The following is a 1,194-nucleotide window of genomic DNA, read 5'->3' on the forward strand; positions in this document are numbered from 1 at the left end:
TGTTCGGCCGGGTCGGTCCGGGCGACCAGGGCGGTGACGTCCTCGTCGCCGACGACGGGCTGGTGGAGCATGCCGGGCGGGATGTACACCATGTCGCCCGGTTCGAGGTCGGCCAGGTGCTGGAGTTCGTCGCCGTAGCGGATCTGATGGCGCCCGGCCAGGACGTAGATCGCCGACTCGTGGCCGTCGTGCATATGCGGGACGGTCTCGGTATGCGCCGCTATGAACACCCGGTGCAGGCACAGCCGCTGCGACCCCGCCGACTCCCGGGACACCCCCGCGGAGAACCGACCGCCCTGCGCACCCGCATAAGCGCCGTTCTCGCTCTTCATGATCACCACGTTCACGGCCACACCCTATCGGCATCCCCGCGGCGCGGCGGCGATCCCGAGAGCCCCCGGTGTGTCCTATATAGAACCGAAGGGCTGCGGGACCGGCGGACGCCGACCGCGTGCGCGCGAGAACAGCATCGGTCGGTCCCGCGCCCGGAAGGCGCGGGACCGATCGTCGCGGCGGCGCCTCAGCGCTGCCGGACCCGCTGCTCCACTGGAGCGCTTACGCGTTCGCGAACAGGTCGAGGGACCGCTCACGGGTGTAGTACTCGGTCACGGCCGCCGTGGCCTCCTCGAGCGTGACCCGGCCGTCGCGATCGCGGTCGACCGACTGGAGATCCTGCTCGACCACCCGCTGGTTCGAACCCATGGCCTGGAGCGCCCGGGCCCACTCCCCGACCGAGACGTGGCCGTCGCGGTCGGTGTCGGCGATCGCGACGACGCTCTGGACCCAGGGGCGCGCGATCGCGTCGAACCCCTCGGGGTTGTCCAGCAGCCGCTGCTCGGCGCCCTCGACGAACTCGCTCTCGCTGATCGAACCGGACCGGTCGGCGTCAGTGGCCTCGGCGAGCCCGACGAAGAACCTGCGGGCCCCTTCAAGGATCGCCGACCCCTCCGGCGAGTCCTCCCGGACCCCGAACTCCTCGATGACGCGGCGGGCCATCATCTCGAAGTCCTCGGCGGTCACCTGGCCGTCGCCATCGATATCGAAGGTGGCGAACCGGGTGCGCATCTTCGCGCGGTAGTCGTTCTCGCTCATGAAGGCTCCTCCTGCGGTGTGGTGTTCCCTGCCACGGAACAGTCTGCGGTCCGCCACGGCACCACCGCAGGAATACGAACCGGTAACCACCGCGTGTCGCGG

General features: G+C 70.2%; 2 protein-coding genes. Both read right to left on the minus strand.

What is annotated here, in order from left to right:
- Positions 1–347 (minus strand): cupin domain-containing protein (locus tag LO763_RS30230; protein ID WP_230792297.1); only part of this gene is annotated, 347 nt, incomplete at its 3' end.
- A gap of 208 nt (positions 348–555) precedes the next feature.
- Positions 556–1,092, minus strand: a complete 537-nt coding sequence (locus tag LO763_RS28565) for an EF-hand domain-containing protein (protein WP_230792300.1) — start codon at positions 1,090–1,092, stop codon at positions 556–558.
- Positions 1,093–1,194: the final 102 nt, after the last annotated feature.

This window comes from Glycomyces amatae, assembly GCF_020991375.1.
Lineage (GTDB): Bacteria > Actinomycetota > Actinomycetes > Mycobacteriales > Micromonosporaceae > Glycomyces > Glycomyces amatae.

Coding starts and splice junctions, on each gene's coding strand:
- LO763_RS28565 (WP_230792300.1), bottom strand. CDS start 1,092: ATGAGCGAGAACGACTACCGCGCGAAGATGCGCACCCGGTTCGCCACC.